A 24,071-nucleotide genomic window follows, 5' to 3' on the forward strand; every position below is an offset into this window, starting at 1 on the left:
ATCATATATGTCAAAAAGACAATGATCAATGCTGTCAATTAGACACTTCACAAATCCATTTTGATAATAAACTATTGACTATAAACGATATTTTTTGTTGGCACGACTCATGCTATTAGAGGGTGTTACATTTTCAATGTCATTTAAGGTAGTAATCATGACAATACAGGTAAAAAACAACATTCGCTGGGTGGGTCAACGAGATTGGGAAGTGCAAGATTTCCATGGGACTGAGTATAAAATCACTCAAGGAACAAGTTATAACAGCTACCTAATCCAAGAAGAGAAAACTGTACTGATCGACACGGTTGACCACCGTTTTAGCCAACAGTTTTTGCAAAATCTTGAAAGAGAGATAGATCTACAACGTATTGATTTTATTGTTGTTAATCACGCAGAAGAAGATCACTCCGGAGCAATGTCCGCCTTGATGGAGAAGATCCCTGACACGCCGATATATTGCACTGAAGCGGCAATAGACTCGATAGTCGGCCACCACCACCATCCAGAGTGGAATTTTAATACGGTGAAAACGGGCGACAGTATCGATATTGGTAATGGTAAACAGCTCATTTTTGTAGAAGCGCCCATGCTCCACTGGCCCGATAGCATGATGACGTATTTAACTGGGGACGCGGTTTTATTCAGCAATGACGCTTTTGGCCAGCATTACTGTGATGAGCGCTTGTTTAATGATGAAGTTGATCAAAACGAGCTGATGGAACAATGCTTACGATACTATTCCAATATTCTTACACCTTTCAGTCGTCTAGTAACGGAAAAAATAAAGGAAGTTTTAAGCTTTAATTTGCCAGTCGATATGATCGCCACCTCTCACGGCGTGGTTTGGCGCGATAATCCTACGCAAATAATTGAGCAGTATCTTGCGTGGGCTGATGACTATCAGGAAGACCGAATCACCATTTTTTATGACTCCATGTCTAACAATACGCGAATGATGGCTGATGCTATCGCGCAGGGCATCCATGACGTCGACCCAGATGTCGCAGTAAAAGTGTTTAATGTTTCTAAACACGATAAAAATGAAATCATATCGAATGTGTTTCGTTCTAAAGGTGTGTTGGTCGGCTCCTCAACGATGAATAATGTCATGATGCCGAAGGTTGCAGGGATGCTGGAAGAAATCACTGGACTGCGTTTCAAAGCTAAAAAGGCGGGTGCGTTCGGTAGCTTCGGTTGGACTGGCGGTGCCGTTGATCGTATCCACACGCGTCTTATGGATGCAGGTTTTGAAACGTCGATGAGCTTAAAGACAAAATGGCGTCCAGATAGTGATGGAATAGAGAGATGTCGAGAACACGGTCAATATATTGCAAAGTTGTGGGCCAACAAGACGCCCGCTCGTATGCATATCGCTGCGGAGCCGAGCGCAAAAAATTCCCTGCCGCAGTCATTGAAACCACATATTGAAGAACCAAACACAYAAAAAACACAACCTAGCCAAGATTCAGAACCGTCCCACTCCGCTGACTGCCAGTGCATGATTTGTACTGTCTGTAATTGGGTCTATGACCCGGCCGTGGGAGAGCCTAATCAAGGTATTGAGCCTGGAACTGTGTGGAGTGATGTTCCGCAGTACTTCTTATGCCCTGAATGCCACCTGGGCAAAGACGTGTTTGCAATACACCAAAGTTAGGAAGTGAAGATGTCAGAACCAATTATCATTATTGGTAGTGGCTTTGCTGCTTACCAACTGGTTAAAACAATTCGGCGTATGGATGGTGAGGTCCCGTTGACCGTGTTGACAGCGGATGATGGCCATGAATACAACAAGCCGGACTTGAGCCACGCATTTAGTAAACAACAAACAGCGGATGACTTAGTATTAAAACGCGCTGATGTGTTCGCAAATGAACATAATATTACTTTATTGACTCAGGCTGTTGTTGAGGATATCGATACGCAGTCTCATTGTGTCTTCTCAAATGGAAAAAAGTATTCGTATTCAAAGCTGGTCTTTGCAACAGGTGCGACTGCTTACATTCCCCCGGTTCAAGGCAATGCTGCGGATCACGTCATGACGGTCAACTCATTGACAGAATTGCGGGCATTGGAGCCGAGTGTGCGTCGTGCGAAGCGTATTGCCATTATGGGGGGTGGGTTGATAGGTGTTGAAATTGCGATGGATCTGGCACGTAGTGGGAAATCTGTCGTGGTTATTGAGCCCAATATCAATCTTCTTGGTGATCTTGTTCCTGAGTTTATTGCCAGGCCGCTTGAAAGGCAGATGTTGCAACTAGGCACTACGCTGTGCCTTGAAGAGAGTGTGACGGAAATCAATCAACAGGATCAGGCGCTTTCACTCACGTTGCAGAGTGGAAAAACAATGGCTGTAGACGTTGTTATCTCTGCGGCTGGCTTGAGCCCCAATACCACGCTTGCTTCGCAAGCAGGTATTAAGGTGAACAAGGGTATTTGCGTCGATACAACGTTGCGAACATCCGCCACCGACGTATTTGCGCTGGGAGATTGTGCAGAAATTGAGGGGCGCGTTAGGCCTTATCTTCAAGCTATCTCTCTAAGTGCAAATACCCTTGGTCAACAACTGCTCGGCGTCGACAGCGGTTTAAACTTACCTGCCATGATGATTAGAGTGAAAACACCTAATTACCCCATATATATGGCAGGCAATATTCATTCGTCAACAAGCTGGGCTATCAATATGACCAATTCGGGGATTGTCATGCAAGCCTCTGACGACGATCAGCAGCTAACAGGGTTCGTTGTCACAGGCGAGCAAGTGACTCAGGCGTATACGCTGTTCAGACAATTATCCGTCGCTACTAAGCCATTGTAACCGTGTTGTGCGGTCAGTCACGAATCAAAACTGACCGCTTTGACTAGGGCATAAAGCATTTGCCCTAGTTTAAGGTTAAGTCGAGAAAATGATCGGCGACTGATCCGTGATAATATAGGCTGGCCACTGACATCTAATCGCAACAAGACGTTAGCGGGATGTGTGTCGTCACTTACTTCCATGAGCTGTGCCGTTAAGCAATTATTAATACTTAATTGGCGGGGCGCTTCTAAGGCGATTGACACATCTTTTGCGTGTATACGAGCTTTAATGATGGTATTTGTTTCGACCTGCTGCAAAGGGACGTGTAATTGTTGATGATTAGATAAATCAAGCACAGTCATATAGTCGTGTGTATGCGTTTTAACAACACAGTGCACCACCGCAGCAGCGTTATCATCTCTTGCTAGATATAAATCAGTCCTTGTGAGCATATCTCGCGTTGAGCCTTGCGCTAGTATCTTTCCGCTGTCTAATAAAACAATATGATCGGCGAGCCTTGATACCTCTTCGATGGCATGGCTGACATAGATGATAGGTATCTTTAGGGTCGATTGGAGTGTTTCAATATAGGGCAGTATTTCTGCTTTACTGGCGAGGTCTAATGAAGCCATTGGTTCGTCCATTAGCAGCAAGCGTGGGCTGGTGAGCAGCGCTCTTGCTATTGCCACTCGTTGTTTTTGCCCACCAGATAACTGGTGAGGGTAGCAGTGAGTAATGTTGGTTAGTCCAAGGCTTTTAACCGTTGCTTCAAAACTCACATAGCGCTCTGCCTTATCCACACGATTATAACTAAACAACAAATTCTCGTTGACATCTAAGTGGGGGAAGAGGTTCGGTTCTTGAAACACATAACCGATAGGGCGCTGATGGGTTGGTAGGTATGTTTCTTGGCATTGCCATGTTTTCCCATTGACAATAATCGTCGCATTATCTAGGGTCTCAAGTCCAGCAATACTGCGTAATATGGTTGTTTTGCCAGAGCCAGAACGACCAAATAGAGCGGTCACCCCCTTCCCCGGCAAACGCAAATTAAGATCCAACAGGAACTCGGCTCTGGCCAATTTCAAGGCGACTTGAATGGTCATAAGAAGCTCACTGGTTTAAATTTTTTATTCATCGTGTAGGTTGCCAATAGCAAGATAAATGACAGAGAGACAAGTATGGCAGCCAATGTGTGTGCGGCAGCGTAGTTCATTGACTCAACGTGGTTGTAGATAGCTATAGACGCGAGTTGGGTTTGTCCTGGAATGTTTCCACCAATCATTATTATAATGCCAAACTCACCTAATGAGTGTGCAAATGAAAGGACACCTGCGGTTAAAAACCCCCTACGTGATAAAGGCAGAACGACATTAAAAAAGCGATCAATAGGGGAGGCCCTTAATGTCGCGGCGACGTCCAATACGCTACCGGTTGCGGACTGAAAAGATGACAGAAGTGGTTGCATCACGAATGGCAGCGAATAGATCATGGAGCCAACCACTATCCCAGAGAATGAAAATGCTAAATGGTTGAAGCCCAGCGCCTCTAAACTTCCCCCTATCCATCCATTAGGCCCCAAAAGTAGGAGTAGGTAGAAGCCCAACACAGTAGGCGGCAAGACTAAAGGTAACATCACTAATGCTTCAATGAAGACTTTTACACGCGTCCGTGTGTTGACTATCCACCATGCCAGCGGTGTACAAATAACAAGCAAAATACTCGTGCTAACGAAAGCGAGCTTTAGGGTGATGAAAAGCGCAGTGACATCGTTTGGAGAAATCATTGTTCAATATTGCCTTTCTCTGAGTGCATTGACATCGATTGGCTCGATACTGATGACTGTTTTATTTTGTAACCTGAGGCCTTGATAATGGCTTTAGCAGTTTGGCTGGTTTTTACCCAGTTAAGAAAATGAACCGCTGAATCAAATATACGAGGCGCTTTTTTTGCGTAGTTGAGAATAACTGCTTGTTGTTCAATGGGATCGTAAAGAGGTTGAGGAGGTATCCAATATGAACCGCCGATTGTCTCAACATGATCCTTTACTTGCGACAACGATAAGAATCCCATTTCGGCGGCTCTTGATGCTACCTGGCCATATGTTTGGCCAATAGATTGTGCTTTTACAATTTTTGCATTCGTGTTTAAGTCGTCCCAGTATTCAAGGCGTTGTAAAATCTGTTTGGCGGCAAGGCCATATGGAGCAATACGAGGATCTGCGATGGCAATGTATTTGAAGTTCTGTGCTTCAAAGATTTTCTTACCGGTTTTATTGAGTAGAATACGGTCTTTAGACCACAAAACGGGAATGCCAATGGCGTAGGTAAAGCGAGAGCCTTCAACGGTCAGCCCTGCTTTATCCAGTAAGGCTGGACGTAGTTTATCCGCGGAAAAAAACAGATGGTAGGGCGCTGCGTGTTTTATTTTTGCAAACAGAGAGCCCGAAGAGCCAGAGCTGACAAGAAAGGGTTGTTCGAACTCTCGTTGATAGGCGCAAGCAAGTTTATTGAAAGTACCATTAAAATTCGCTGAAACAGCAACACGTAGCGGGGAGGTCTTTGCCATCGTAGCACCAGAGAAAAAGCACAGTAGACTCAGCGTCGCTGTAAGTACAAATTGATTCAAATGCATTTTTCTAGCTCCATCATGTACAACTCTTATTTAACGTGGCGGACGTTGTTTAAACTTGACTACCCACAGGTTTCGCAATCGGGGCTAGGGTTTACTTTGAACTTGAACCACTCCATTGATAGTCCATCGAAATAGTGAAACGCGTTAGTCGCCACTGAGCTCGGTACGATGACGCTTTTAATCGCGATAAGGGCTTGGGTTAGTCCTATGATGCCAACAACTGGAGGAAGGATCCCGGACATGACACAGCTAGGGGTAGCGGCGCTAAACTGTGAGCTGATACATTGATAACAAGCTTCGCCCTTATTGGCGGTAAAAACCCCTATCTGCCCTTCGGTGCGAATGGCCGAACCTGAGATCAGTAGGGTCTTCTGCTGCCAACAGATCTCATTAATAAGCTCTCGCGTAGGCTTATTGTCGGTACAGTCGAGAACAAGGTCATGCTCTAGAATTGCTTCGGTCAGCTGTTGCGAGGATTGTTTCGACGTTATTGGTGTACAAGATATATGGCTGTTGTTAGCCAGCATACGGGCGCACATTGCTTCAGATTTATAGCTGCCGATATCACCTTCAGTAAAGCATGTTTGTCGGTGTAAGTTAGACAGCTCTACTTTGTCAAAGTCCGAAACGGTAATGTGCCCCACTCCAGAGGAGGCGAGGTATGGTGCCGCGGCGCATCCTAAACCTCCCGCCCCTATAACCAAAATGCGAGTTGCTTTGAGCCGCTCTTGGCCTTCGATGTCCACACATTTGAGAGCGATTTGACGGTCATAGCGTTGATACTCGTGTTCAACTAGTATCATAGTGTTTACCTTGTTAAGCTGGATTAAGAGAAATCAGGTCACCGTTTCTATTTGCTGTAATAAACATGCCGATTTTGCCTTCGTTTATCTGATTCAGCATCATTCTTAGTGGCTGTTGCGCCTGATCGCTATTGGGTGGATAGCCACCTCGTCCATCGAGTGAAGAAATGAACACTACGTCCCAGTCGAAGCCGGTTGTGAGGGACTCTGCAACCAATGTAGAAAAAGCTTCTACCTCTTTGGGAAGTTTATCCACACAAAGGACAGGGGTAAGTGTGCCGCCTTTTCCTGATTGAAAAACATTCTTTTGTTGTGCTGTATGACCTTCTGGTAATTCGGCTTTCGCAAACACAAAAAGCAGCCTCTGTGGCTCTGATTGCATACTGGCGGCATCAATTAAATCTTTATAGCTGGTTATTTGCATTCTTAACCTATTAAGCCTAATGAATTGAGGGCAGCCATGACTGCCCATAGATTGGATTAAAAACAATGAAAATAGCGTAGATACTATGGGTTATAAAACTCACCCTTTTTTCTAAGATAAAATACCCAGTTCACGATRAAGCAAGTTGCATAGAAAATGGCAAACCCGATAAGAGCGTTTTCAGGTGTTGTTGCTTTGATTTGCTCACCAAACACCATGGGAATGTAAAATGCACCGTATGCGGCGACGGCCGATGTCCACCCTAAAACAGGGCCTGCCTCTGACTTGGGGAAAATAATGGCGATACTGCGGAACACCGATCCGTTTGCCACACCGGATGCTGTAAATAGGAATAGAAACAACACAAAGAAAGGTAGAAAATACTCTTGCGGTGTGTCTGATTCGTACGCCTGCGCCATATAAAAGGCCGCGCCAAGTGCTGATAGTGTCATGACCGCAGCACACACTTGAGTCACTTTGGAGCCACCAAACTTATCACCTAACCAGCCTCCAACAGGCCGTACTAGCGCCCCAATAAAAGGAGCCATCCACGCATATGTAAGTGCGCTCGGACCAGCTGGGTTGGGTGTTGAGTGGGTCATCACACCGTCAACGACGATATGTTGATAGCCAAAGATCAATTGAATCGCCAGAGGAAACGCTGCGGAAAAGCCAATAAATGAACCAAATGTCATGGTATAAATGACACTCATTATCCATGTGTGCTTGTTTTTGAAGATTCGATACTGATGGGTGAGGCTGTCACTAATTGCGCCGGGCAGTGTTTTGAGAAGTAGCAACGTTGAAACCAGCACAAGCAATAACGCTGCCTCTTTCGGTACATTCCAACCACTTCCGTTGGCCCCAGTAGGTAACATGAGCCAGAGCCCCGCCCCAGATGTAACCAACCCAATGAGTAGCATCATGCCTATCATGGTAAAGGCCTTTGGAGGAGAGGGGAGATCAGGCGTCACTTCTTGGGTGGCTATGTTATCCATGCCAAACCAACTGGCGATAGCGAGTGGCACTAAAAACAACAGCCAAACAAACGCGCCATTTTGAATCCAAGTAGGTGTGCCAGCCTTGATCTTGCCGACAATCGTACCTGAATCAATAACAAGTTGAGTCGGGTCGCCACTCAAAGCACCAAAGGCAGCAAATGTCATCACTATCGGTATAACGACCTGCATTGTGGTAACGCCAAAGTTGCCCAGGCCAGCATTGAGCCCTAAGGCTAAACCCTGTTTCTGTTTTGGGTAAAAAAAGCTAATGTTGGACATTGACGAGGCGAAGTTCCCGCCACCTATACCTGATAAAAGGGCGAGCAACTGATATTGCCATAGTGGTGTATTAGGATCTTGTAGCGCTATTCCTGTAAATAGTGAGGGAATGATCAGCAATGAAGTGGTAAAGAAAATAGTATTCCTTCCCCCACAAAAACGGATAAAGAAGCTACTTGGTATGCGTAGTGTAGCGCCTGAGAGACCGGCAATTGCTGTTAGTGTGAATAGCTCCTCTGGCTTGAAACTATAACCAGCATTAATCATTTGTACGGTTAATATTCCCCAGTATAACCAAACCGCGAATCCGGAGAGGAGACTCGGAATAGATATCCATAAATTTCGGCTTGCTATTCGCTTACCTGACTGTTCCCAGAATTCACTGTCTTCTGGCTTCCAACGATGGATGTTTCCCATTTACTCCCCCATGATTCAAACGGAAAAGGATTTTTTCATCTCGCTTAACTAAAGCACCCAAGGAAAAATAAAACAATTACTAGCAGGAGGTAGTCGGCGTCATGATTTGACGCGAAGGGAGTATCTAATAGTAGGTATCAAGATTGTTTTCTTATTTTAATTCAAGCACATGCGGTTTAGTTGTGCGCCGTGTTGTTTTTGCCCCTTTCGTTTCAATCGGTCTTGATTGCTTGTTTGTTATTATTTCTAGATTTTCTTCTTATTTATGGTTTACATAAAATGTAATATGCCCGCCTACTACCAATTGAGTATCTTTTGAAAAGATTATGATACTTTAAACGTATAGCGGTTTTTTTCTGATCTTATAGATTACATTTAACTACAAGTCGGAGGAAAGCTATATGGGCCAGCCAGTCGATAGTTCAGGGACGAAACAAAAGTTTGCGTTGGGAATGTCAACATTTTCGTTTACGCTTTGCTTTGCCATGTGGACGATATTTTCCATACTTGGTGTAAAAATAGCGGAAGAATTTCAACTTTCTAGTACTGAGCTGGGACTTTTAATGGCTACTCCTATTCTCACAGGTTCAGTCAGTCGATTATTTCTGGGGATCGCGTCTGATTTCTTTGGAGGCCGTGCTGTTTTCTCGGTTGTCATGCTCCTCTCGTCTGGTGCTGCATGGCTGCTGAGTTTATCTCACAGCTACTACTTGCTATTACTTTGTGCGCTTGGTATTGGATTGGCGGGTGGTAGTTTCGTCGTTGGGGTTGCGTACGTATCGGCTTGGTTCGATAAAAATCAACAAGGTACAGCCTTAGGTATATTTGGTGCGGGAAATGTCGGCTCCTCTGTTACCTCACTTTGTATGCCAATGTTATTACTGATCATGGACTGGCGCAGCGCTGTGCAAGTCTATGCGATCATTTTAGCAACAGCGGGCGTCGGGTTTTATCTGCTGGCAAAGAACGAACACAGAGAAACACCGCGAGAGAAGATATCCATATTTAGCCAGCTTCAACCTTTGAAAGAGGTTAGGGTCTGGCGTTTCTCCTTATACTACTTTTTCGTATTCGGTGCATTTGTAGCATTAGCTCTATGGCTACCGCAATATACAATCGGCGTATTCGATGTCTCTTTGGCCCAGGCGGGTTTGATCGCTGGGCTTTACACGGTTCCAGGCTCCTTGTTTCGCATTCTTGGTGGGATACTGTCCGACAGGTATGGTGCACGTAAAGTGATGTACTGGACGTTTATTGCTTCGGTAGCCTGTACCTTTATCCTTAGCTACCCCAACACTCATTATAGTGTTGAAGGAATTCAGGGTGTTATCAATTTCTCCTTAGAAACCAATGTATATCAATTCGCAGTAATCTGTGTTGTTCTTGGCTTTTTTATGTCGTTAGGAAAAGCGGCAGTCTTTAAACACATCCCTGTTTATTACCCTAATAATGTAGGTGTTGTAAGTGGTGCTGTTGGCATGGTTGGTGGGCTAGGTGGCTTTTTTCTTCCGTTAACATTTGGCATGTTAAACGACCTAGTTGGAGTCTGGCAAACATGCTTTATGTTGCTCTTTGTATTATGTAGTTTAGCGCTAACTTGGATGCATTTTTCAATTAGGAAGTCTGAAAGCAAAGAGTGGCGGTCTGGAAGAACAGAAAATGACCTTCCAGAACTAAGTGAATGACACAAATGTGAAAAGGAGATAACGATGGTAATTATCATTCACTTATTTATCTCCTTCTTAGTTTGGGGAGCGTGGCCCGTTGTCGTCTTGAATCTACCAGATCATGGATATAATCTAACGTTCATTTCTAAGCTTATACTTATCTTATTTTGTTTTTTGGGGAGTGGGTTGTCGCGACTTCTTTGGGGCTTCTTAGCGACAATTTTTGGTGTGGTGAACTGGCTGCTTATTTCTACACTTCTCCTGGTTTTTCCATGTTTATGGATGGCTGCAATTCTACTCTTTCCTAGCAATAATTACATCATGTTGCTGGCCATAGCTAGCTTTACAGGGTTAGCGTCTGGTAGTTCAGCCACCGTAATGCGATTTATGGCATTAAGGTTTACTCAGCATGATGTAGCATCTCGGATTACTTATGCTGATAGTGTCGGTGGTGTTGGTTTTTCGCTCTCATTATTTATCGGACTTGTTTTTTATCAAAGTGATATAAGTCGCGATTTATTGTATCTATACCCACTTATATGTGTTCCATTAATAATTGTGTTGTTTTTCATTCTGTTGTTTTCGGTTAAAAGCGTTAGGGGTCGCCTTAATTCAGATGAGATAATTACTTGTAAGCTGTGTAAGAAAGACTTTTTTTGGCAGTGATTTATGGAAGTTCGCTTGCTTTTTTATTGGGGGCAACCTTTGTGTTTCCGTTTATTACTCGCTTATATTTTGAAAGTGTAAACCCACTAGATTACGCATTTTTTATACCGATCATGGGTGTAATTGGTAAAGCTTTAGGTAACTTTATTACTGAGGGTGAATCTGATATTAAACGATTTTTTACCATAAATGCATTTGTTGTTGTCGTATTCCTTTTTTTCTTTATGACCGGGATCAGAATAGAAGAGTCTTTTGTGTTATACATCTCATTCTATTTGTTTTTCATGTTTATCTTTGGGGTTGAGTCAGGAATGGCGATGTCTTTCTCCTCTTCCTTATACGAAGAGGAGGTGAGCAGTCTGCATCAGAATATATTTTCGTTTTTTGGTGTGAGTGGTGCGCTGAGCGCATTTTTCTCAATGTCTATCCCTATATCGATCATTATGTTTTATCCAGACATGTCTTATGTAATCATTTTTTTACTTTCTTTGAAATTAATAATCTTGTCAATTGCAGCCAAAAAATATATAAATCAATGAGTTGTTTCATACTCCTTTGTGGGTATACATTAAGGACTATATAGTTTTGAGATACTCAAAGCTATAGTAAAGCTTTAATCAACCCGAAGCACATCACTATCTACGTACAAGGCACATGCGCGCTTGTATATGAGCGATGAGCCGTAGTATTTAATAGATACTACCGGGTTGGCTTGGGAAACCAGCCAGCCTCCCGGATTTGGAAAGGTGTTGACATGCTGTATGACGCATTTGGTCGTAGGTTTGAATATCTGCGCCTATCGGTAACAGACTTGTGTAACTTCCGTTGCAACTATTGTCTGCCCAATGGTAATGATAGTGATGCTGGTCAAAATGACTTGTCATTGCTAGAGATTGAAACTTTATTGCACGCCTTTTCTCTGTTGGGGACCTCTAAAATTAGAATAACAGGTGGAGAACCGACTTTAAGAAAAGATCTTCGTGATATTATCGCAATTGCTTCATCCACAACGGGTATTAAAAAGGTCGCGATGACTTCTAATGCCTTTAACCTTTCTAAAACATTACCCGGGTATATTAAATCAGGACTGTCAGCATTAAACATTAGTGCTGACTCACTAGATCCATACCAGTTTCGAGCAATAACAGGGAAACAAAAGCTGCAGTCGGTTATAGATACCATTGATCTCGCGCTAGACAACAATTTGGATACAGTGAAGATTAATACAGTTCTGATGAAAGAATACAATTTAGCCCAATGGGAGCAGTTTTTAGCTTTTACAAAAGATAAAGAAGTCACCTGGCGGTTTATTGAGTTGATGCGCACGGGTGATAATAGTAATTTCCATCGAAATCAACACGTAAGTGGCCAGGTACTGCAAAATCGTCTTATTGATCAAGGCTGGAAAAAGACACAAAAAGAAGCCAACGCAGGTCCAGCTGATGAGTACTTTCACCCTGACTACCTAGGGAAAATTGGTTTGATCATGCCTTATAGTGACGACTTTTGTAAGTCTTGTAATCGTCTTCGAGTTTCTTCTACAGGAAATTTACATCTATGTCTTTTTGCTAGTAGCGCATCAAGTCTAAGGGACAACTTGTGTCGAGGAGACGTTGTGGGCACGAAAGAGCAGGTCGAAGCTTTGTTACAGTATAAGCGAGAGAGTCATTTCTTACATCATGGCGAAAGTGGGTTAACAAAAAACCTAGCAATGTTAGGTGGCTAGTATCATGATCAATGATAAAGAGAAAGAAATTGTCGGCGTGGTGCTGGCAGGTGGATTGTCTAGAAGGATGGGGGAAGACAAAGCGCTTCTTACTCATCGTGCCCAAAGCCTTATTGAGCGGCAAGCCGTTATACTGAGACAGTCAATATGCGATAGAGTTCTTATTTGCGCGGATAAAAAAGAATACAGTGATATTCGCGATATATATTCAAATCGCGGTCCTTTAGGTGGTATTTATTCTGCAATGACTTACTTTCCTCACGCCATACTCGTTTTTATACCTATAGATATGCCACTTGTAACATCATTAACAATAACCTCATTGGTTCATGAGGCTAAAAGAAGTAATGAGTCAAAAAAAATTTCTAAAAATAACGTTTTTCCTTTAGTTATGATGAATCGTAAACGCGAAAAAGAGATTATTGGTGAAGTGATAAAGGAAAATAGAGATCTTTCTGTTAACCGAGCGTGTGAAAAACTCGCAGTAAGTTCAGGTGACTTATACATACAGAGTCATGAGCTACATAATTGTAATACGCCTGGAGACTGGCTCTACGCGAAACATCTATTGGAGAGTGTAAATGGCTGATCATACCTCATATTTTATTGCTCTGAATGTTGCAGTGCTTACTGTTTCTGATACCAGAAATAGCACTAATGATACATCAGGGAATTTTCTATCTTTATCAGTGAAAGAAGCCGGTCACAGTGTGAGTGAGCACCTGATTGTGCGTGATGATATCTATGACATCAGAGCGGTTGTTTCTAGATGGATCGCTGACGACTCGATCTCTGCCATCATAATCACTGGCGGAACAGGGTTCAGTGAACGGGATTCAACACCGGAAGCTATTAAACCTCTTTTTGACAAAGACGTTGAAGGTTTTGGTGAGATCTTTAGGTTGGTGTCTTATCAAGAAATAGGAACATCAACCATTCAATCTCGCTGTGTGGCGGGTGTCGCTAATAGAACGATTATATTTGCGCTTCCTGGTTCTACTGGTGCATGTAAAACGGGCTGGAATATGTTAATCAAGGAACAGTTGGATGCGGAGCATGGCCCGTGTAACTTTGTCCCCCATATTGCCAATGCGAGTAACTGTGCGTCGAGAGGGTAAATATGTGTGATTTTAGCCATGTAAACTCTGCTGGCCAAGCGAATATGGTCGATGTGGGTGATAAAGATATAACTCGGCGCGAAGCGATTGCAGTGGGCACTGTAAAAATGTCACCGTCTACTGTCGCGCTAATCAAAGAGAATCAGATAAAAAAAGGGGATGTGCTATCGACTGCTAGGATAGCCGCTATCCAAGCCGCTAAAAAATGCTCGGATCTTATCCCACTATGCCATCCACTTAATTTATCGAAAGTTTGGGTAGATTTTGATTATGTCAGTGGTGGTGTCAAGATTACTTGTGGCTGTATTTTGGATGATAAAACAGGGGTCGAGATGGAGGCGCTAACTGGCGTTTCCGTGGCTGCTCTTACCTTGTTTGATATGTGTAAAGCTGTTGATAAAAAAATGGTTATTGAAGGTATTTACGTCCTAGAGAAATCAGGCGGACAATCAGGTGATAGCGGGGTGGAACATGGTTGAAGTGAGGTTTTTTGGTCTGCTACGGGAGCGTGTTGGGGAAACCGCTATTAGTCTTGAAGTACCGACACCCTTGTCCGTGTCTCAGTTAAGGACGCACCTTATTGAAAGAGAGAGTTGCTTCCAATGGCTTGATGATCTTGAAGTGATATCTGCAGTCAATCATACGATCGTAGACAGTGCCTTCACGGTCAATAAAAATGATGAAGTCGCTTTTTTTCCCCCAGTTACGGGAGGCTGACAGTGTATCGAATCCAAGAGGCACCCCTCGATATCAATGTATTAACGCAAGAGTTGACTGAAAGTAGTAGTGAATGTGGTGCTATTGTTACCTTTACTGGTCGTGTGCGTGGCAGTTCCGAAGCAAACATGGGTGTTAAAGAGATATATTTAGAAAGCTATCCTTCCATGACAAATAAAGCAATGATGGAGATTGTTGAGGAGGTTAAACTTAGATGGCGTGCGGTAGAAAAGGTTTCCATTATTCACCGCGTAGGTGTGATTGGATTGTGTGAGCCTATCGTATTTGTTGGCGTGTCCAGCAAACACCGAAAAGATAGCTTCGAGGCAGCAAGCTTTATAATGGATCAGCTAAAAACATCAGTGCCTTTGTGGAAAAAAGAGAACATAGAGGGGCAAGGATGGGCATGGGTGAATGCCAAATCCTCTGACAAACAAGCTGCTCTGCGCTGGTATTGATAATTGGAAATGAGGGTGGCGTTATCTAGCCACCCTCTTATTTTATAAGCCAGGAATAAAGCTAAAGGGAAGTACCTCAACGTGACTGCCTTTCTCTACATCTCCACTATCTTTCGGTAATCGGATCAGGCAGTTAGCTTTGCATACAGACATAAGTAGTGCAGAGCCTTGTGGCCCAGAGCTTGCGACACTGAGACGCCCTTGATCGTTGATCGAATAGATACCACGTTGAAAATCTGTGCGCCCGGGATGTTTTTTAAGTGGTGTTGTTAAGGTGGCGGTGAGCCATTGTGGGTAAATAGCGGCACAACCGCTTAGTTTTAACAAACCAGGAATTGCTAGGATCTGGCATGTTAGTAATGCTGATACTGGGTTGCCCGGTAATCCAAAGAATGGGGTGGCTCCCACAAGCCCAAAAGCGAAGGGTTTACCAGGTTTAATCGCTAATTTCCAAAAATTAATATCTCCCTTTTCGCTAAGCACTTCTGTTGTGAAGTCTGCATCTCCAACCGATACGCCTCCAGATGTTACAATTGCATCGGCTTTCTCCGCTTTATTAATCGCGGATTCTATCGCGTCTTTATCATCTGGAATGATCCCAAGGTCTAAAACATTAAAGCCATATTCTTTGAGTAGGTGAATAAGCATTGGCTTATTTGAATCGTAAATAAGCCCGGAACCTTGAAGCTCATCGGTTGAGATAATTTCGTCACCGGTAGAAAAGACAGCCACAGTGACAGGCTGGTACACCGTGACCTCTGTAACACCTAAAGTGGCCATGATGGCTATATCGGCAGCATTTATCTTCTTATTCTTTTCGAGTACGACCTGCCCCTCTTTTATATCTTCTCCTTTTAAGCGAATGTTTTGTCCGAGTTGAGGGATAGTGTGGACTTGGATTCTTTGATCTTGCACCGATACTTTTTCTCTCATTACAACAGTGTCAATCCCTTCTGGAACCATAGCCCCTGTCATTATACGGATGCATTCGCCGCTTTTGATTGAGCCCATGAAGGGATGTCCAGCTAATGACTCTCCAACCTCTTTAAATTCGTTGTGATGCTGGAAATCGTTATGAATAAATCCAAAGCCATCCATTGCTGAATTATTAAAAAAAGGCGTGTCAAAGGGAGCAAAAATATCTTCAGCTAGGTATCGATTACCGGCATTGTCTAACTGAACAACTTCTGTGCTTTTTTTACACTGAATAGTATCAACTATTTTTTCTTGTGCGTCTTCGACTGTTAACGCAGACGCTTCGTTACAGCATTCCATTTTAAACCTCTTTGTCTTCGTTAACCATCCAAACCGCAGCTTCCACTCTGGAGCGTAAATTTAATTTTTTTAGCAGGTGTTTGACATGTACTTTGACGGTTCCGTCAGATATATCCAACTCTCTCGCAATAAGTTTATTACTGAGACCTTTTGCAATCAGTTTTATGATTTCTTTTTCTCTGGCAGTGAGAGTAGACAATGATCGCTGATCACTGTGCGAGGCTGGTTGACGTAGCGCGCCGGCAAGTGTCTGTGTGAGTTTAGGGCTGATTGCCATTTTTCCCACCGCTGCTTGTTTAATGGACTCGACGATATCATCAGGGTCCATATCTTTTAATAAATAGCCATCAACACCTAGTCGTATTGCCTCGACAACGTCATCATCTTGGTCAGAGACAGTTAACATGATGATGCGTCCTGTATAACCAGAATCTCTGAGTGCTTGTATGGTTTCCAGGCCATTCATACCGTCCATGTTGAGGTCCAGTGTTACTAAATCTGGATCGAGCTCTGTCACTAACCCGACAGCATCATGACCGGAGTCTGCTTCTCCAACAACTTTTAAGTCATTATCCAATGAAAAAAGCTGCGATAGTCCTCTGCGAAAAACTGGGTGATCATCTACCATTAAGATCGTCCCGATTGATGAATTTTCAGTCATAAACTCTCTCTACATCTAAAGGAATATTAAATTCAGGCTGGAAGTCAAATCTAACTTCTGTACCGCCTTCTGGGTGGTTACCAATTACAAGGTTGCCTTTTAGGCTTCTACTTCTTTCCTTCATAATGGCAAGACCATAGTGGTTTTCTTTTTTCTCTAACGTATCAATGCCGATGCCGTTATCATGAATTAACAAAGTAACATAGCCACTTTTTTTGTGACTTGTAAGCAAGACAGTGATTTCATCCCCCTCGGAATGGTTGATAGCGTTCTGTACTGCCTCCCTAGCTATTTGTAGTAAGTGAACTTGTTCTGTAGCTGAAAAGGGCATGTTTTTTATTTCATTATTAAACTTGATTTCTTTGTCACTGAAACGATCTGACAATTGTTTAAAGCTTTCCTGGAGTGCCTCGTGTAAGCTACTACCCTCAAGTTTTAACCTGAAGGTGGTCAACAATTCTCTTAACTCCTTATATGCGCCATTTAACGCGGTTTTTATATCTGAAATAGTGTCTTCAATGCTGATATCAACCGACGGATCATTGAGCGCTTTTTGTAATACAGCAACTTGTATTTTTAAGTAGGACAGTGCTTGTGCGAGAGAGTCATGTAACTCACGTGCAATTACAGTGCGCTCACGAGCGAGTGCTAATCGCCGTCCCTCGTCTTGGCGATGTTTTAAACTTAATGTAATCGCGAACTGTTCGGCAACAGACTGAATAAGCTGTGATTGCCAGGGCTGCAGTGATTCATGGCTACCAGGCACACAGTTCAACACACCGAAATGATTATGATCATAGACAAGAGGAAATGTGTAGGCCTCCTCAGATTCGACGGGGTTTTCGAAGCTTACACAGTCACTACAGTCGCGATTGCGGCAAGTTAACGGCAAAATATTTTTTTTAGTATTTAAATGATGGTAGGGTTTAGTGCCGTTTTCTGTCATCAGACATAGTTCTAATCCCTCAATGCCTGTTACTTCTGACAGCTTCGAAAGATGTGGCTGAAAGTCAATGTTGCTTTCATGAGAGTGATTGGATTTATTGGAAATGGAGTAAAGAAGCTGAATAGATTCATTAGTTCTTTCTAGTTGCTTTGTTTTTTCACGTACTTTTTCTTCCATACGAAGATGTGAGTCATTAATGGCTCTGACCATTCTATTGATGGTTTTAGCAAGAATTGATAGTTCATCACGGCCGTGCTCATCAGCTTGAACAGTATAATCACCTTGACCTATTTTGTTGGCTATTATTGTTAAATCAGAGAGTGGGCGCCTGATGAGGTGGTTGACCATGTAAATAGCTAAAAATATAAATGAAATTGTGATTAAAAGAGAGGCTGCCTGTATCTGCCTTATTAAACGATTGTTATCTTMAGCGTGTACTTGGTATGTTTTTACTAGATGGTCAATTTTGGAAACGAGAGCGTTTAGTTTTTCCTCTAGAACACTAAGCTGTTTTTTTGTCAGAGGTGATTCTAATATCAATGGTTTAATTTCATCTTCCCAGTCGTGTAAGATAGAATCATGCAGTTTTGTTTTTGTAGTTTGTTTGGTGGCTTTTAATAGTATAGGATTAGATAACTTCCTTTCAAATTCATCGATTAAATGGCCTATCTCATTCTGTTTATTGCTGGTTATTTTTTTATTCAATATAAGATAAGATTGCATACGCATTGAGCCAGACAAGTTGATGGCATAGGCGTCAGTTTGAGCATTATCTGAAATATACACGGCTGAAACCATACTAATGAGAGCGATAACGCTAATCATTATCAATAGCGTGCCTATTTTAAATACTAAGGAGTCAAAAATGCCAATAGGCTGGTTTATACCCTGCTCACCAGGGGTTACCTCTAAGTAATTGTTCATGATAATACAGCCCGTCTATTAATCTTTTCAGCTTTCTATTTTATTGAAAATAAAGTTTTTTACTAGATACCCACCCATACCTCTTTGTGGGTAGTTGCCTGTTTTTCCTTGCTTTTACTGCCTTGCGTAATCCCTTTTGCTGGCGTCTACTCATATATACACGAGTAAATTCTGAAATGAGTTTAAAACTGATCACAGTGTAGCGTATAGCGTTAACGGCGTATTAGTTAAGCCATCTAACAGGAGTCAGGCATGAGCCAATTTCTAAATCGGCTACGTTATTTCACCCAGAAACGAGAAACGTTTTCTGATGGACACGGTGTTACCACAGCAGAGCCTCGCCAGTGGGAAAATAGTTATAGGCAACGATGGCAGCATGACAAAGTTGTACGTTCGACCCACGGGGTCAACTGCACGGGTTCATGTAGTTGGAAAATCTACGTAAAAAATGGATTGGTGACGTGGGAAACACAGCAAACAGACTATCCGAGAACACGCCCAGATCTTCCTAATCATGAACCTAGAGGGTGCCCGCGTGGTGCGAGCTACTCTTGGTACATATACAGCGCCAATAGGCTTAAATATCCGAAGGTGCGTAAGCGTTTAATTAGACTGTGGCGAGAAGCTAAGAAACAGCACGCTAATCCGGTGGATGCGTGGGCATCGATTGTCAATGATCCAAAGAAAGCCCGTGAATACAAAGAGAAACGTGGTATGGGTGGATTCGTTCGTGCGCATTGGGATGAAGTCTATGAAATCATCGGAGCCTCAAACGTTTATACCGCGAAAGAGTATGGTCCGGACCGTATTTTTGGATTTTCACCGATCCCTGCGATGTCCATGGTCTCTTATGCGGCAGGAGCCCGCTACTTATCTTTAATTGGCGGCAATTGTTTAAGTTTTTATGATTGGTATTGTGATTTGCCCCCCGCGTCGCCGCAAATTTGGGGTGAACAGACGGACGTACCAGAATCTGCAGACTGGTACAACTCAAATTACATACTTTGCTGGGGGTCAAACGTCCCGCAAACGCGAACACCAGATGCACACTTTTTAACCGAGGTGCGTTACAAGGGCACTAAGGTTATCGGTATCACGCCAGATTATTCCGAAGTCGCAAAACTGACCGACCAATGGTTGGCACCTAAACAAGGAACTGACGCCGCACTAAGTATGGCATTCGGACACGTTATTCTGAACGAGTTTTATGTCAACCAGACCACCCCATATTTTGAAGACTATGTTCGTCGCTATTCAGATATGCCGATGCTTGTGATGCTAGAGGCATCGGAAGATGGCGGTTTGCAACAAGGGCGTTTTCTTCGTGCATCGGATCTGGATGATAAAGCGGGACAAGATAATAATCCTGAGTGGAAAACGATCGCAATTGATGAAAAATCCAACGCTTTGACATCGCCAAAAGGATCAATTGGTTACCGTTGGGGAGAGGCCGAAGCGAAATGGAACCTTGACCAACGAGATGGGGCAAGTAATCGCGAAGTGTGCCTACGCCTGAGCTTAAAAGATGACCATGATGCGGTGGTGACCGTTAATTTTCCTTACTTTGGTGGCAGTGAGCACGAGTTGGGATATTTCCAACACACTGATCATAATGAGATCACGACTCACCGAGTGCCTGCGAAGAAAGTTGTACTTGCCGATAAATCAGAAGTGTGGGTAACAACGGTTTTCGATTTAACATTGGCAAACTATGGTGTCGACAATGGTTTTGACGACCCGAACTGCGCAAGCAGCTATGGTGATAACCTACCTTATACACCCGCGTGGCAAGAGCAAATTACTGGTGTGCCACAGAAAGATGTGATCAAAATTGCTCGTGAGTTTGCTGACACTGCTGCGAAGACTCGCGGCCGCTCTATGATTATCGTCGGCGCGGGACTAAACCACTGGTACAACATGGATATGAACTACCGTGGGTTAATCAATATGCTAATTATGTGCGGTTGTATTGGCCAAAGCGGTGGTGGATGGGCGCATTATGTGGGACAAGAAAAGCTCCGTCCTCAAACGGGTTGGCTTCCTCTTGCATTCGGGCTCGATTGGAGCAGACCCCCTCGTCATATGAACAGCACGTCTTTCTTCTACGCCCATTCCGATCAGTGGCGCTACGAGAAGCTGCGTATGAGTGAAATTGTCTCTCCTCTTTCAAACAAGAAAGACTGGGAGGGCTCAGTGATTGATTTTAATGCCCGCGCAGAGCGGATGGGTTGGCTTCCTTCTGCCCCGCAATTGAGCACTAACCCTCTTGAGATCTGTAAAGAAGCAGAGCGCCAGGGCAAAGATCCGAAATCCTATACGATCGAGCAGTTAAAATCGGGGAATATCGAATTTGCATGCCTCGATCCTGATAACCCTAAGAACTATCCAAGAAACATGTTTATCTGGCGCTCGAACTTACTTGGATCGTCAGGCAAGGGACACGAGTATATGCTTCGTCACCTTCTGGGAACAAAGCATGGTTTACTTGGGAAAGACCTAGGAGAAGAAGGGGAAGAAAAACCAGAAGATGTGAAGTGGCACGAGCAATCGCCGGAAGGAAAGGTAGATCTATTGGTAACGCTTGATTTCAGAATGTCTACCACATGCCTATATTCAGATATCGTTCTCCCGACAGCAACGTGGTACGAGAAAGATGATCTCAATACATCGGATATGCATCCGTTTATTCATCCTTTATCGAAAGCCGTAGATCCTGTTTGGCAGTCTAAAAGCGACTGGGATATTTTCAAAGGCATAGCGAAATCATTTTCACAACAGTGCGAAGGGCACCTCGGTGTTGAAAACGATATCGTGACTGTGCCTATGCAGCACGACACCCCAGGTGAGCTTGCTCAGCCATTTGATATTAAAGCTTGGTGGAAAGGGGAATGCGATCTCATTCCTGGCAAGACTGCTCCGAATATGATGGTGGTAGAGCGAGACTATCCGAACACTTATGCAAAGTTCACATCATTAGGGCCACTTCTGGATACACTAGGAAACGGTGGCAAGGGCATTAGCTGGAACACCCAAGATGAGGTTGAATTTCTGGGCAAGCTAAATCACACCCACTCTGGTTCCGGTGTAAACAAAGGACGACCCAAAATAGAGTCAGCCATTGACGCTGCTGAAGTTGTGCTGTCTTTGGCACCGGAAACCAATGGCCAAGTCGCCGTTAAAGCCTGGGAGCAACTAGGTAAAGTGACAGGCCTAGATCATACACATTTGGCTAAACCGAAAGAGGAAGAAAAAATTCGGTTTAGAGACATTGTTGCTCAACCACGAAAAATTATTAGCTCTCCGACTTGGTCAGGGTTAGAAGATGAGCATGTTTCATATAACGCTGGTTATACTAATGTTCATGAATTAATTCCTTGGAGAACTATCACGGGACGACAGCAATTCTATCAAGATCACCAATGGATGCGTGATTTTGGCGAGATGCACTGTCTATACAAGCCGCCAGTCAACTTAAAAACGACCCAGACCGTGTTGGGAATGAAGTCCAATGGCAATAAAGAAGTTGTGCTTAATTGGATTACGCCACACCAAAAATGGGGTATTCACAGCACATATTCAGATAATTTACTCATGCTCACGCTGTCTCGTGGTGGACCTATTATTTGGTTGTCAGAAGTTGATGCGCAATTGGCGGGCATCGAAGATAACGATTGGATCGAAGCTTTCAATGCTAATGGCGCTATTGCTGCGCGTGCAGTCGTTTCCCAACGCGTTCCTGAAGGAATGGGCATGATGTATCACGCGCAAGAACGGATTGTAAATATCCCTGGTTCAGAGCTTACAGGAACACGAGGTGGTATTCATAACTCAGTGACCCGCGCCACTCTAAAACCGACTCATATGATTGGCGGATATGCCCAGCAATCATATGGATTTAACTACTACGGTACGGTGGGATGTAACCGAGATGAATTCGTTGTCGTTCGTAAAATGGATCACATTGATTGGTTAGATGACGATAGCGAAGACATGCTGGATGACAACCTTCGCGAGTTGGAGAAATAGTATGAAAGTAAGAGCTCAAATTGGAATGGTTTTGAACCTCGACAAGTGTATCGGTTGTCATACATGTTCGGTGACCTGTAAAAACGTCTGGACGTCTCGCGAGGGAATGGAGTATGCGTGGTTTAATAATGTAGAAACCAAACCYGGAATTGGTTACCCAAAAGATTGGGAAGATCAAGAAAAGTGGAATGGTGGATGGATTCGCCATAAGAATGGAAAGCTAGAACCTAAACAAGGTGGAAAGCGTCGCGTTTTGGCCAATATATTCGCGAACCCGGACCTTCCTGAAATTGATGACTACTACGAGCCTTTTGATTTTGACTATCAACACCTTCACCGTGCAGGAGAAAGCAAGCATCAGCCCGTTGCACGCCCACGCTCGTTGATATCAGGCAAGCGGATGGAGAAAATTGAGTGGGGCCCGAACTGGGAAGAGATCCTCGGAACCGAATTTAAAAAACGCCGAAAAGATAAAAACTTTGATCAAATTCAGGCGGATATTTATGGACAATTCGAAAATACGTTCATGATGTATTTGCCTCGCTTGTGCGAGCACTGCCTTAATCCTGCTTGTGTCGCCTCTTGTCCAAGTGGTGCCATTTATAAACGAGAAGAAGACGGTATTGTCCTTATCGATCAGGAAAAGTGTCGTGGCTGGCGGATGTGTGTATCTGGTTGTCCCTATAAGAAGATTTATTACAACTGGAAAAACGGTAAGTCGGAAAAGTGTATTTTTTGCTACCCACGTATTGAGGCAGGGCAACCAACAGTATGCTCAGAGACGTGTGTAGGTCGAATCCGTTATCTCGGTGTGATGCTTTATGATGCGGATAAAATTGAGCAAGCAGCATCTGTCGCCAATGACAAAGATTTGTATCAGGCTCAACGCGATATTTTCCTCGACCCCTTTGACCCCAAGGTAATTGCGGAAGCGGAAAAGGAAGGTATAGCTTCTAATTGGATCGAAGCTGCGCAACAGTCTCCGGTTTATAAGATGGCCATGGAGTGGGAAGTAGCATTACCGCTTCACCCAGAGTACCGAACACTGCCGATGGTTTGGTACGTGCCGCCATTATCACCGATTCAATCCGCTATTGAGGCTGGTGATGTAGAGAAAAGCGATGTTCTTCCCGACTTGAAGTCGTTAAGAATCCCAGTCAAGTATCTCGCCAATTTACTTACTGCTGGTGAAGAGAAGCCGGTGATCCGCTCTCTGGAACGCTTGATGGCAATGCGTGAATATAAACGGAGCCAGCAAGTTGAGTGCGAGGAAAACCTGGATGTTTTGGATGCCGTGAGCCTATCGCAACCTCAAATTGAAGAGATGTATCAAGTAATGGCCCTTGCTAACTATGAAGATCGTTTTGTGATACCGACTAGCCATACTCAATATGCAGAGAATGCATATGACATTAAAGGTGGCTGCGGTTTTACGTTTGGTAATGGCTGTTCAGGAAGTGACACTGACTTATTTGGTGGTAAGAGCCAGACAGTGCGTGAAGTTATTCCCGTGGAGATACAGGAGTAGA

22 protein-coding genes and 1 riboswitch are annotated in these 24,071 nt (G+C 43.7%); of the genes, 13 read left to right on the top strand and 9 right to left on the bottom strand.

The window, feature by feature from the left end; all coding sequences use genetic code 11:
- Positions 1–157 precede the first annotated feature (157 nt).
- Positions 158–1,657 (top strand): anaerobic nitric oxide reductase flavorubredoxin, encoded by a 1,500-nt coding sequence (gene norV / locus BZG23_RS14895; protein WP_077607374.1) that lies wholly within the window; start codon positions 158–160, stop codon positions 1,655–1,657.
- A gap of 9 nt (positions 1,658–1,666) precedes the next feature.
- Entirely contained in the window at positions 1,667–2,818 is a 1,152-nt protein-coding gene (gene norW / locus BZG23_RS14900) for an NADH:flavorubredoxin reductase NorW (protein WP_077607375.1), read from the top strand.
- Between the two features lie 17 nt (positions 2,819–2,835).
- Here the strand turns inward: norW and modC are convergent, their stop codons facing one another.
- The 6 genes from modC to BZG23_RS14930 all read right to left on the bottom strand — a co-directional run bounded on the left by modC (position 2,836) and on the right by BZG23_RS14930 (position 8,358).
- The gene (modC, locus tag BZG23_RS14905; protein WP_077607376.1) at positions 2,836–3,906 is read right to left on the bottom strand and encodes a molybdenum ABC transporter ATP-binding protein; all 1,071 of its coding nucleotides are present in this window, start codon (positions 3,904–3,906) and stop codon (positions 2,836–2,838) included.
- Entirely contained in the window at positions 3,903–4,586 is a 684-nt protein-coding gene (modB, locus tag BZG23_RS14910) for a molybdate ABC transporter permease subunit (RefSeq protein WP_077607377.1), read from the bottom strand. The genes modC and modB overlap by 4 nt, the downstream gene beginning before the upstream one ends.
- Positions 4,583–5,434 carry a molybdate ABC transporter substrate-binding protein gene (gene modA, locus BZG23_RS14915; protein ID WP_077607378.1) on the bottom strand — a complete coding sequence of 284 codons (852 nt, stop codon included), beginning with the start codon at positions 5,432–5,434 and terminating at the stop codon, positions 4,583–4,585. The genes modB and modA overlap by 4 nt, the downstream gene beginning before the upstream one ends.
- 59 nt (positions 5,435–5,493) lie before the next feature.
- Entirely contained in the window at positions 5,494–6,237 is a 744-nt protein-coding gene (locus tag BZG23_RS14920; RefSeq protein ID WP_077607379.1) for a HesA/MoeB/ThiF family protein, read from the bottom strand.
- 13 nt (positions 6,238–6,250) lie between these two features.
- On the bottom strand, positions 6,251–6,661 hold the full coding sequence (locus BZG23_RS14925; RefSeq protein WP_077607380.1) for a ribonucleotide reductase subunit alpha: 411 nt from the start codon (positions 6,659–6,661) through the stop codon (positions 6,251–6,253).
- A gap of 83 nt (positions 6,662–6,744) precedes the next feature.
- The gene (locus BZG23_RS14930) at positions 6,745–8,358 is read right to left on the bottom strand and encodes an antiporter (protein WP_077607381.1); all 1,614 of its coding nucleotides are present in this window, start codon (positions 8,356–8,358) and stop codon (positions 6,745–6,747) included.
- Between the two features lie 401 nt (positions 8,359–8,759).
- Between BZG23_RS14930 and BZG23_RS14935 the strand changes: the two genes are divergently transcribed.
- The 9 genes from BZG23_RS14935 (at position 8,760) to BZG23_RS14975 (ending at position 14,710) form a co-directional block, all read left to right on the top strand.
- Positions 8,760–10,043 (top strand): MFS transporter, encoded by a 1,284-nt coding sequence (locus BZG23_RS14935; protein WP_077607382.1) that lies wholly within the window; start codon positions 8,760–8,762, stop codon positions 10,041–10,043.
- A 24-nt stretch (positions 10,044–10,067) separates the two neighbouring features.
- The gene (locus BZG23_RS14940; protein WP_077607383.1) at positions 10,068–10,691 is read left to right on the top strand and encodes an MFS transporter; all 624 of its coding nucleotides are present in this window, start codon (positions 10,068–10,070) and stop codon (positions 10,689–10,691) included.
- Entirely contained in the window at positions 10,682–11,230 is a 549-nt protein-coding gene (locus BZG23_RS14945; RefSeq protein WP_131825384.1) for a hypothetical protein, read from the top strand. Before BZG23_RS14940 ends, BZG23_RS14945 begins: the two co-directional genes overlap by 10 nt.
- A 70-nt stretch (positions 11,231–11,300) precedes the next feature.
- A riboswitch (molybdenum cofactor riboswitch) is annotated at positions 11,301–11,457 on the top strand.
- A complete protein-coding gene (gene moaA, locus BZG23_RS14950; protein WP_077607405.1) occupies positions 11,446–12,417 on the top strand; it encodes a GTP 3',8-cyclase MoaA in 972 nt (323 codons plus the stop codon). Its footprint overlaps the riboswitch before it by 12 nt.
- Before the next feature lie 4 nt (positions 12,418–12,421).
- Positions 12,422–13,006, top strand: coding sequence for a molybdenum cofactor guanylyltransferase (gene mobA, locus BZG23_RS14955; protein WP_077607385.1), 585 nt, complete (start codon positions 12,422–12,424; stop codon positions 13,004–13,006).
- Positions 12,999–13,535 carry a molybdenum cofactor biosynthesis protein B gene (gene moaB / locus BZG23_RS14960; RefSeq protein ID WP_077607386.1) on the top strand — a complete coding sequence of 179 codons (537 nt, stop codon included), beginning with the start codon at positions 12,999–13,001 and terminating at the stop codon, positions 13,533–13,535. Before mobA ends, moaB begins: the two co-directional genes overlap by 8 nt.
- Positions 13,536–13,537: 2 nt before the next feature.
- Entirely contained in the window at positions 13,538–14,014 is a 477-nt protein-coding gene (gene moaC / locus BZG23_RS14965) for a cyclic pyranopterin monophosphate synthase MoaC (protein WP_077607387.1), read from the top strand.
- On the top strand, positions 14,007–14,252 hold the full coding sequence (locus BZG23_RS16955; RefSeq protein WP_077607388.1) for a MoaD/ThiS family protein: 246 nt from the start codon (positions 14,007–14,009) through the stop codon (positions 14,250–14,252). The genes moaC and BZG23_RS16955 overlap by 8 nt, the downstream gene beginning before the upstream one ends.
- Before the next feature lie 2 nt (positions 14,253–14,254).
- Positions 14,255–14,710: a molybdenum cofactor biosynthesis protein MoaE gene (locus BZG23_RS14975; protein ID WP_198532190.1), complete on the top strand. Its 456-nt coding sequence runs from the start codon at positions 14,255–14,257 to the stop codon at positions 14,708–14,710.
- Between the two features lie 42 nt (positions 14,711–14,752).
- On the opposite strand, the gene moeA is transcribed toward BZG23_RS14975, so the two are convergent.
- From moeA to BZG23_RS14990, 3 genes are read right to left on the bottom strand one after another with little or no spacing between them, the layout of a single operon-like run.
- Positions 14,753–15,985, bottom strand: coding sequence for a molybdopterin molybdotransferase MoeA (moeA, locus tag BZG23_RS14980; RefSeq protein WP_077607390.1), 1,233 nt, complete (start codon positions 15,983–15,985; stop codon positions 14,753–14,755).
- A 1-nt stretch (position 15,986) separates the two neighbouring features.
- Positions 15,987–16,646: a two-component system response regulator NarL gene (gene narL / locus BZG23_RS14985; RefSeq protein WP_077607391.1), complete on the bottom strand. Its 660-nt coding sequence runs from the start codon at positions 16,644–16,646 to the stop codon at positions 15,987–15,989.
- Complete coding sequence (locus BZG23_RS14990) at positions 16,639–18,516, bottom strand: histidine kinase (protein WP_077607392.1); 1,878 nt, start codon at positions 18,514–18,516, stop codon at positions 16,639–16,641. Before BZG23_RS14990 ends, narL begins: the two co-directional genes overlap by 8 nt.
- 252 nt (positions 18,517–18,768) lie before the next feature.
- Here BZG23_RS14990 and BZG23_RS14995 point away from each other — a divergent pair, with 252 nt between their 5' ends.
- Positions 18,769–22,542: a nitrate reductase subunit alpha gene (locus BZG23_RS14995; RefSeq protein ID WP_077607393.1), complete on the top strand. Its 3,774-nt coding sequence runs from the start codon at positions 18,769–18,771 to the stop codon at positions 22,540–22,542.
- A 1-nt stretch (position 22,543) separates the two neighbouring features.
- A complete protein-coding gene (narH, locus tag BZG23_RS15000; protein WP_077607394.1) occupies positions 22,544–24,070 on the top strand; it encodes a nitrate reductase subunit beta in 1,527 nt (508 codons plus the stop codon).
- Position 24,071 lies beyond the last annotated feature (1 nt).

It is taken from the genome of Salinivibrio sp. ML290 (assembly GCF_001995695.1).
Taxonomy (GTDB): domain Bacteria; phylum Pseudomonadota; class Gammaproteobacteria; order Enterobacterales; family Vibrionaceae; genus Salinivibrio; species Salinivibrio siamensis.

Bases quoted from the DNA above. Each gene is read 5' to 3' on its own strand.
- BZG23_RS14920 (WP_077607379.1), bottom strand. From the start codon at position 6,237: ATGATACTAGTTGAACACGAGTATCAACGCTATGACCGTCAAATCGCT.
- BZG23_RS14995 (WP_077607393.1), top strand. From the start codon at position 18,769: ATGAGCCAATTTCTAAATCGGCTACGTTATTTCACCCAGAAACGAGAA.
- modC (WP_077607376.1), bottom strand. From the start codon at position 3,906: ATGACCATTCAAGTCGCCTTGAAATTGGCCAGAGCCGAGTTCCTGTTG.
- moeA (WP_077607390.1), bottom strand. From the start codon at position 15,985: ATGGAATGCTGTAACGAAGCGTCTGCGTTAACAGTCGAAGACGCACAA.
- moaB (WP_077607386.1), top strand. From the start codon at position 12,999: ATGGCTGATCATACCTCATATTTTATTGCTCTGAATGTTGCAGTGCTT.
- modA (WP_077607378.1), bottom strand. From the start codon at position 5,434: ATGCATTTGAATCAATTTGTACTTACAGCGACGCTGAGTCTACTGTGC.
- moaA (WP_077607405.1), top strand. From the start codon at position 11,446: ATGCTGTATGACGCATTTGGTCGTAGGTTTGAATATCTGCGCCTATCG.
- narL (WP_077607391.1), bottom strand. From the start codon at position 16,646: ATGACTGAAAATTCATCAATCGGGACGATCTTAATGGTAGATGATCAC.
- BZG23_RS14925 (WP_077607380.1), bottom strand. From the start codon at position 6,661: ATGCAAATAACCAGCTATAAAGATTTAATTGATGCCGCCAGTATGCAA.
- BZG23_RS14935 (WP_077607382.1), top strand. From the start codon at position 8,760: ATGGGCCAGCCAGTCGATAGTTCAGGGACGAAACAAAAGTTTGCGTTG.
- BZG23_RS16955 (WP_077607388.1), top strand. From the start codon at position 14,007: ATGGTTGAAGTGAGGTTTTTTGGTCTGCTACGGGAGCGTGTTGGGGAA.
- norW (WP_077607375.1), top strand. From the start codon at position 1,667: ATGTCAGAACCAATTATCATTATTGGTAGTGGCTTTGCTGCTTACCAA.
- modB (WP_077607377.1), bottom strand. From the start codon at position 4,586: ATGATTTCTCCAAACGATGTCACTGCGCTTTTCATCACCCTAAAGCTC.
- mobA (WP_077607385.1), top strand. From the start codon at position 12,422: ATGATCAATGATAAAGAGAAAGAAATTGTCGGCGTGGTGCTGGCAGGT.
- moaC (WP_077607387.1), top strand. From the start codon at position 13,538: ATGTGTGATTTTAGCCATGTAAACTCTGCTGGCCAAGCGAATATGGTC.
- BZG23_RS14940 (WP_077607383.1), top strand. From the start codon at position 10,068: ATGGTAATTATCATTCACTTATTTATCTCCTTCTTAGTTTGGGGAGCG.